The organism is Cupriavidus sp. FW305-46 (assembly GCF_058787075.1).
Window position 1 is genome coordinate 127,059 of sequence record NZ_JBYSZI010000009.1, and the last position, 8,068, is coordinate 135,126.

Annotated in this window: 7 protein-coding genes; all 7 read right to left on the reverse strand. The window is 67.9% G+C overall.

The window, feature by feature from the left end:
• Nucleotides 1-9: 9 nt before the first annotated feature.
• Complete coding sequence (locus tag AC3WON_RS06860) at nt 10-3,042, reverse strand: molybdopterin-dependent oxidoreductase (RefSeq protein WP_492351463.1); 3,033 nt, start codon at nt 3,040-3,042, stop codon at nt 10-12.
• A 72-nt stretch (nt 3,043-3,114) separates the two neighbouring features.
• Nucleotides 3,115-3,330 (reverse strand): formate dehydrogenase, encoded by a 216-nt coding sequence (locus AC3WON_RS06865; RefSeq protein WP_316151187.1) that lies wholly within the window; start codon nt 3,328-3,330, stop codon nt 3,115-3,117.
• 198 nt (nt 3,331-3,528) lie between these two features.
• Nucleotides 3,529-4,161, reverse strand: a complete 633-nt coding sequence (locus AC3WON_RS06870) for a TorD/DmsD family molecular chaperone (RefSeq protein WP_492318882.1) — start codon at nt 4,159-4,161, stop codon at nt 3,529-3,531.
• Between the two features lie 35 nt (nt 4,162-4,196).
• Nucleotides 4,197-6,362, reverse strand: a complete 2,166-nt coding sequence (locus AC3WON_RS06875; protein ID WP_492351464.1) for a 4Fe-4S binding protein — start codon at nt 6,360-6,362, stop codon at nt 4,197-4,199.
• Nucleotides 6,363-6,463: 101 nt separating this feature from the next.
• Nucleotides 6,464-7,054, reverse strand: coding sequence for a DUF3306 domain-containing protein (locus AC3WON_RS06880; protein ID WP_492351465.1), 591 nt, complete (start codon nt 7,052-7,054; stop codon nt 6,464-6,466).
• Nucleotides 7,055-7,088: 34 nt separating this feature from the next.
• Nucleotides 7,089-7,622: a DUF3305 domain-containing protein gene (locus AC3WON_RS06885; RefSeq protein WP_492318885.1), complete on the reverse strand. Its 534-nt coding sequence runs from the start codon at nt 7,620-7,622 to the stop codon at nt 7,089-7,091.
• Nucleotides 7,623-7,644: 22 nt separating this feature from the next.
• Nucleotides 7,645-8,068 (reverse strand): P-loop NTPase (locus tag AC3WON_RS06890; RefSeq protein WP_492351466.1); only part of this gene is annotated, 424 nt, incomplete at its 5' end.

The following is an 8,068-nucleotide window of genomic DNA, read 5'->3' on the forward strand; positions in this document are numbered from 1 at the left end:
CCTCTGCGCTTAGGCAAACCGCTCGATCTGGCAAACGGTGGTCTTGGTTTCCTGCATCATCGTCACCGAGTCATAGCCGTAGGTGGTGGCCGTGTTGACCGCCTCGCCCCGCACCACCGGCATCGCGCCCGCGGGGTAGTAGTCCTTCAGGTCCTTGCCCTGCCACCAGCCCGAGAAATGGAACGGGATGAACGCGGTATCGGGCCCAACCCGCTCGGTCACCAGCGCGCGCACCTTGATGCGGGCCCCGGTGGGCGTCTTCACCCAGCAGAAGTCACCATTGCGGATGCCGCGGTCGGACGCCGCGCGCGGGTTGATCTCGACGAAGTTCTCCTGCTGCAGTTCGGCCAGCCACGGGTTGGAGCGGGTTTCCTCGCCACCGCCCTCGTACTCGACCAGCCGCCCGGAGGTCAGGATGATCGGGAACTTCTCATAGACCTTGTTCTCGATATTGCGCTGCTGCACCGACTTGTACAGCGTCGGCAGCCGCCAGAACGCCATCTTGTCGTCGTGGGTCGGGTACTTGGCGACCATGTCCGGGCGCGTGGAGTACAGCGGCTCGCGATGCTGCGGGATCGCGTCGGGGAAGTTCCATACCACCGCGCGCGCCTTGGCGTTGCCGAACGGATGGCAGCCATGGTTCTTCATCACCACGCGCTGGATGCCGCCCGACAGGTCGGTCTTCCAGTTCTTGCCTTCGGCCTTGGCCTTCTCGGCATCGGTCAGGTCGTCCCACCAGCCCAGCTTCTTCAGCAGCACATGGTCGAACTCCGGATAGCCGGTGGTGATCTCCGCGCCCAGCGAGCAAGAGCCGTCCTCGGCCAGCAGGTTGACGCCGTCGCGCTCCACGCCGAAGTTGGCGCGGAAGTTGCCGCCGCCGTCCATCACGTGCTTGCTGGTGTCGTACAGGTTGGGCGAGCCCGGGTGCTTCAGTTCCGGCGTGCCGTAGCACGGCCACGGCAGGCCGAAGTAGTCGCCGCTCAGGTCGTAGCCGGTGACCGGGTCCTTGCCCGCCTTGCAGCGCAGCGTCTTGACGTCGAACATCTGCATATTGCGCATATGCGCCTTCAACCGCTCCGGCGACTGGCCGGTGTAGCCGATGGTCCAGTTGCTGGCGTTGATCTCGCGCAGGATCGATTCCGGCTCAGGCTCCATCCAGGTACGGCCGGCGCGCTTGACCTCGATCAGCTTCATGTTCTTCGACAGCTCCTTGCCGAAGCCGAGCCGGTCGGCAAACGCCTGCATCAGCGTATGGTCGGGCATCGACTCGAACAGCGGCTCGATGACCTTCTCGCGCCATTGCAGCGAGCGGTTCGACGCGGTGCACGTGCCCGAGGTCTCGAACTGCGTGCAGGCCGGCAGCAGGTAGACCGCGCGGTTCGGGTTGACCTTGTCGCCCTCGGCCGGCGGCATGTTGGCCATGGCCGCGGTCGCCGACGGATAGGGGTCGACCACCACCAGCAGGTCGAGCTTGTCCAGCGCCTTCTTCATCTCCAGGCCGCGCGTCTGCGAGTTCGGGGCATGGCCCCAGAAGAACACGCCGCGCACATTGTTGTCCTGGTCGATCAGCTCATTCTTCTCGGTGACGATATCGATCCAGCGCGACACCGTGGTGCCGGACTTCTCCATCATCGCCTGCGACACGAACTGCTTCTTGATCCATTCGTAGTCCACGCCCCACACCGCGGCGTAGTGCTTCCACGCGCCGGTGGCCAGGCCGTAGTAGCCCGGCAGCGAGTCCGGGTTGGGACCCACGTCGGTGGCGCCCTGCACGTTGTCATGGCCGCGGAAGATGTTGGCGCCGCCGCCCGACACGCCGATATTGCCCAGCGCCAGCTGCACGATGCACGAGGCGCGCACGATCGCGTTGCCGATGGTGTGCTGGGTCTGGCCCATGCACCACACCAGCGTGCTGGGGCGGTTCTTGGCCATGATCTCGGCGACCATCTTCACCTGCGCCTCGGGCACGCCGCAGACTTCCTCGACCTTGTCGGGGGTCCACTTGGCCAGCACCTCTTCCTTGACCTTGTCCATGCCATAGACCCGGTCGTTCAGGTACTTCTGGTCTTCCCAGCCGTTCTGGAAGATGTGGTACAGCATGCCGAACAGGAACGCGATGTCGGTGCCCGAGCGGATGCGCACATAATGCTGGGCCTTGGCCGCGGTGCGCGTGTAGCGCGGGTCGACCACGATCACCTTGCAGCCGTTCTCCTTGGCGTGCAGCAGGTGCAGCATCGACACCGGGTGCGCCTCGGCCGCGTTGGAGCCGATATACAGAGCTGCCTTCGAGTTCTGCATATCGTTGTACGAGTTGGTCATCGCACCGTAGCCCCACGTGTTGGCCACGCCCGCCACGGTGGTGGAGTGGCAGATGCGCGCCTGGTGGTCGGTGTTGTTGGTGCCGAAGAACGACACCCACTTGCGCAGCAGGTAGGACTGCTCGTTGCTATGCTTGGACGAGCCGACGAAGAACATCGAGTCCGGGCCGGTCTGCTGGCGGATCTCCTTCATCTTGGCGGTGATCTCGTCCAGCGCCTGGTCCCAGCTGATGCGCTGGTACTTGCCGTTGACCAGCTTCATCGGGTACTTGAGGCGGTATTCGCCGTGGCCGTGCTCGCGCAGCGCCGCACCCTTGGCGCAGTGCGCGCCCAGGTTGATGGGCGAATCGAACACGGGCTCCTGGCGGATCCACACGCCGTTCTGCACCACCGCGTCGACCGCGCAGCCGACCGAGCAGTGGCCGCACACGGTGCGCCTGACCACGATGCCGGTCTTGCCGTCGGCGGCCGCCTTCTTGTCGTCGGCAGCGTCCGCCTTGCGGATCAGCGTCAGCTGCGAGGCCGCCAGCCCGGCACCGACGCCGATGCCAGAGCGCTTGAGGAAGCTGCGGCGGTCCATGGTCGGCATTGCGCCGGCCAGGCTGGCCGCGAGCCGTTGCGAGAGTCGGCCGGAGGCTGCGCCGGCAGGTTCAGGCCGGTTGGCCAGGCCGTCAGCGAGGCGGGCGGATGCGCCCTGCGCCGCGCGTTTGCGGGTCAAGATCATGTCTCACCTCAGATGCGGACGCCGGTTGCGTCCGGTTGCAGGCGGCGCGGCAGACCACACCGCCCTGGGCAGCTACACCAGCGTGGTCCGGTAGTACTTGCGGATGTGGTCAGAGACCCGGTAACCCTTGCTGTCCGACGGAGGATCGGTGGGTTCCGGCAGAGCGGTGGCCTGGCCCGGCATGGCCGGACCGCGCGCGGTCAGCGCTGCCGCGCCCGTAGCGGCAGCCACAACTCCAGCGCCCGCGAGAAACGTGCGGCGCGCGACCCTGGTTTGCTTCTCTGTCATGTGGGGGCTCCTCGGCTGACAAAGCCCGATGGATTTAGCCGTTATGCGTTGTTATGCATATTCTAGATTCAACTAGCGGGAAAGACCATGATATGCGCGGGTTTTTCCCTACTTTCCAACTCATTTTCGTGTAAGCGGCTGCCTTGGCCTCGCGGCGCTAAAGAAGCCCGCAAGCGTGCCGATATTCAATGCCCGCGCTCAATGCATCTCGAGCGCCACCGCCTCAACGCCGGCAAACGCGCCCAGCAAGCCGGCCACGCCGCGATAGAAACGCGCCTGCGGGTGCGCCGTCACTGCATCGCACAATCGCTCCACCCAGGGCTGCAGGTGCTGCGCATAGAAGCGCTGCTGCTCGCCCAGGTTGGACACCGCCAGGTCGTCGCCCGCCACCAGGAAGCGCATCACCTCGCACAGCGTGGCGATATGGTCCTCGGTCTCGCTGACATCTTCATGACGCTCCAGGCCGTAGCGGGCGAGGTCTTCGCGCAGCGCCACCAGCGGGCGCTCGTTCAGGAAGCCGGTCATGTAGAAGGAGCCGTACAGGAACACATCCTGCCGGCCCACGCCCACGAACAGCAGCCGGTACTCCTCCTCCGCCTCGGCCGCGGTGGTCTCCGATGCTGCATCGCACAACGCATTCCACGCCTTGCCCAGCACGGTGTTCGCGTCATCGCCCACGGCGCGGTTGGCGGCGATGTGGTGCAGCAGCGCGGCGTCGGGCGCGTGGTAGAACAGCGTGGCGAGCAGGCCGTAGAGGTCGGCGCGGGCGGTGTCTTCGGCATCGTCGGCCGGCGGCGCGGCGGTGAGCTGGATCGGCTGGAAATCTGTCATGTCGTGATGATTTGTCCTGGGTAGCCCCGCCGCCGTCAGCGCAGCGTGGCGCCGGTGGCGGTTCCCGTATCGCGCTCTATCATGTCGATGACGCGGCAGTCAGGGCACATCTTCAGGCGCTCGGCCGCGGCGCCGGCAAAGGCGGGATGGCCGGCCAGGCGCACCAGCATCGACTCCACCATCTGCGCCGTGCCGAACGGCTTGGCGCAGCGGATGCAATGGAACGGCTGGGTCTCGTTGAGGGTCACCGGGCGGCGCGCCGCGTCGCCGGCCAGCAGGCGCGGCACCAGGCTGATGGCGTCTTCCGGGCAGGTCTTCTCGCACAGCCCGCATTGCACGCAGTTGCGCTCGATAAAGCTGAGCACCGGGCGCTCGGGATTGTCGCGCAGCGCCTGCGACGGGCACGCGCCGACACAGGCCATGCACATGGTGCACTTGCCCGTATCCACTGCGATCGCGCCGATCGGCGCGCCGGCCGGCAGCGGCACGCTTGGCGCGGGCACCGGCGCGTGCCGGGCCAGGTGGTCCAGCACAAAGTCCAGCATCTCGCGCTTGGCCGCGACCGGGCCGAACGGCGCCGGCGGCAGCGCGTTGCGGCCCGGGCGCAGCGCCGCCAGGCCGGCATCCAGCGCCGGGGTATCGGCGGCCTCGACCAGCGACAGCACCTCGCCGTCATAGCCCAGGCCCGCCAGCAGAGCGCGCCCGACCGCGATCTGCTCCAGCAGCGCGGTGCGGTACTGCGGTGCCTCCTCGCCGGTCAGCAGCACCGCTACGCGGCTGGCGCCCCAGCACAGCGCGGCGAGCCACAACTCCAGCCCGGCCGAGGCCGGGTGGAACAGCGACAACGGCATCACATTGGCGGGCACGCCCTTGGCCTTGCCGCCGCGGGCGGAACGGCCCAGCGCCAGCAGCGCCGGCGTGCCATATTCCTCGCCATGCAGCAGCACCACCGGATCGCGTGCGCCGGCCCGGCGGTACGCCGACAGCAGCGTGCGCAGGCGCGCGCCGGTCACCTCCGGCCCCGGGTAGCCATAGCTGATGGCCCCGCTCGGGCAGACGGTGGTGCAGGCGCCGCAGCCCATGCACAGGTTGGGCGTGACTTCGATGCGCCCCTTGCCGTCATGCCAGCGCGAGCCGATGGCCTCGGTCGAGCAGATGTCGATGCAGGCGGTGCAGCCGGTAGTCTGGTTGCGGCCATGCGCGCACAGGTTTTCCTTGTAGCGGAAGAACCTGGGCTTCTCGAACTCGCCCACCAGGCCTGCCAGCAGCAACGCCTGGGCCTGCTGGCGCGCGGCATCGGCGCCCGCGTGCAGGTAGCCCTGCGGCGGCTGGTGCATGGTGAAGGCGGGCGTGTCGCACAGGTCGAAGACCAGGTCGAAGCGTCCCTGCACTGTGCCCTGCGGGCGGTCGAAGTCGATCGCCGCGGCGGCGCCGCAGGCGCGCACGCAAGCACGGTGCGAGCGGCAGCGCGACAGGTCGATCTGGTAGCTGAAGTCGATCGCGTCCTCGGGACAGGCGTCGATGCAGGCGTTGCAGCGGGTGCACAGGTCCAGGTCGATCGGGTTGCTGCGGCCGGCACCGGTCTCCCAGCTGGCCTCGAACGCTCCCAGCCAGCCTGTCAGCGAGGCCAGCCGGCCGCTGTGAACGGGATAAGCGCGCGCCGCCGGCTGCGCCGCGGCGCCTTCACGCATGTCGCTGCCGGTCAGCAGCACCGTGACCTCGAGCTGCATCGCGGCCAGCCGCTCGGCCCACGGCAGCGCCCGCTGGGCCGGGCCCAGCACCAGCACCGCGCCGTCGGAACGGTAATCCACCACCGGCACCGGGTCAGGTTCGGGCAGCGCGGCCACGGCCAGCAGCGCGGCGATCTTGGCATTGGCGGTCTTCGGGTCGCGCCGGGCGCCCTGTGACCAGCCGCCGGTCTCGCGGATATTGACGAAGCGCACCGGCGCGGTCACCACCAGGCGGCCATCGCTGCCCTGCGCGGCCTGCGCTGCGACTTCGGTAAAGAGCTGGCGTTCCTGGGTGCAGGCGACGATGACGTCGTCGGTGCCATCGAGCGCGGCGGTGAAGTCGCCGATCTCGCGCCGGCACAGCAGGCGATGGACCTTCAAGGGGCCCTGGTTGGCGTCCTTGGTTGCTTCGGACAATGCCGCCCCGTCAAGCGGCATGGTGTCGTTGCAGTTGCAGATCAGCGTCGGCATGGCGAATGCGGCTGACCGGTCCGGACGTCCTTCTTGGTGAGGGGTCTGCGGGCCGGCGGATTGTGGGGATGCCTATTGTAGGCTGCGCTGCACCTGTGAGGCTACGCGCATTTATCCGGGTCTTGCAGGCCCTGTTCTGCGCTTTGACTTACAGTTTGCTGCGGCGTTTCGATTGGTGCGGGTATGTCCGTAGTGTCGGCGGTCTCGCCGGATTCGGCGAACTCGGCGGGCGCCGCCGGCGGTACATCCACAGGCCCCGCGGCGGCGGCCGCGGCCTGTGCCGCCGCGCGTTCCTCGTCGGTCGGCTCGAACAGGCCCAGTGTCTCGGACTGGCGCAGCTGGCGCAGGATTTCCGGCGGGATCGGATCGGGTTTGCTGTAGTCGTCGATATAGATGTCGAGCCCGTCCATCACGTTGAAGTGCGGATCGGCGAACAGCGTCTTCAGCGCCGCGCGCTTGACCGCCTCATCCACGCCGCGGGCCACGAACCGGGCGATCTCGTCGCCGGGGCGCAGCGCGGCCACGTCCTCCAGCGTCGGGGCCGGTACCTGCGGCGCTTCGGGTGCTGCGCCGGTGGTCGCGGGAACGGCTTCGGCATGCGCTGGTGGTGCCGGCTCTGCCGGCACGGGCACGCCCTCCCGCACCGCGGCCTTGCGGCGCGACCAGCGCGACAGGAAGGACGAATCGCTCATCGGCAGGGCAAGCTCAGGTCGTCAGGATCAGTAATCAGTAGCGGGCGCGGTCTTCCGGCGCCTTGAAGGATTCGGGCCGGCGCCGCTGCTTGGGCTCGGGCCGGTAGTGCTGGTCGACATAGGCCTGCAGCCACTCGCGCTGCTCGGGCGCCAGCGGCACGTTCTCGACGGTCTCTCCGGCATCGAGCCAGCGGCCGGCCTCGTTGTACGACAGCGTCACGGTCATCGGCACCGGATGGGCCTCTTCGCCAGGGACTTCGTCCTCCGGCATGCGCCACAGCACGAACCAGCACGGCGTGGTCGAAGTCAGGTTCAGGTAATAGCCTTCGCCCTGGTCGCGGAACAGCGTCACCTCGAACCCCGGGTACAGCCAGTGCGCGCCGTGGGCGTCGTGCTCCAGGCACACGGGGTGCGTGCCGAACTCGCCAAGGTCCGGCAGCACCGCGTCCAGCTCCCACTTCCACGGCTGCCAGCGGTTGGCCAGCGCGACCTTGCGCATCACCACCGCCATGGTCACGGCGGGGCGGGCAGCGGGTGCCGGCAGGTCGGGGGCAGGCTGGCTTTCCATGGTTGCTGCGCGCGGCGCGCGCTCAGGTGTTTTGCACCACGATACTCGGAAACTTGCTGGTCATGTCGCGCGCCTTGTCGGCGACCTTGATCGCCACCTTGCGCGCGATGGCGCGGTACATCTCGGCCACCGGGCTGTCGGGCTCGGCCACCACGGTCGGACGGCCGGAGTCGGCCTGCTCGCGGATCTGCAGGTTCAGCGGCAGGCTGCCGAGCAGGTCAACGCCGTAGTCGGCGCACATCTTCTCGCCGCCGCCGTGGCCGAAGATATGCTCGACATGGCCGCAGTTCGGGCAGCAGTAGACCGCCATGTTCTCGACGATGCCCAGGATGGGAATGCCCACCTTCTCGAACATCTTCAGGCCCTTCTTGGCATCCAGCAGCGCGATATCCTGAGGCGTGGTGACGATCACCGCGCCGGTGACCGGCACCTTCTGCGACAGCGTC

Coding starts and splice junctions, on each gene's coding strand:
- AC3WON_RS06875 (WP_492351464.1), bottom strand. CDS start 6,362: ATGCCGACGCTGATCTGCAACTGCAACGACACCATGCCGCTTGACGGG.
- AC3WON_RS06885 (WP_492318885.1), bottom strand. CDS start 7,622: ATGGAAAGCCAGCCTGCCCCCGACCTGCCGGCACCCGCTGCCCGCCCC.
- AC3WON_RS06880 (WP_492351465.1), bottom strand. CDS start 7,054: ATGAGCGATTCGTCCTTCCTGTCGCGCTGGTCGCGCCGCAAGGCCGCG.
- AC3WON_RS06860 (WP_492351463.1), bottom strand. CDS start 3,042: ATGATCTTGACCCGCAAACGCGCGGCGCAGGGCGCATCCGCCCGCCTC.
- AC3WON_RS06870 (WP_492318882.1), bottom strand. CDS start 4,161: ATGACAGATTTCCAGCCGATCCAGCTCACCGCCGCGCCGCCGGCCGAC.
- AC3WON_RS06865 (WP_316151187.1), bottom strand. CDS start 3,330: ATGACAGAGAAGCAAACCAGGGTCGCGCGCCGCACGTTTCTCGCGGGC.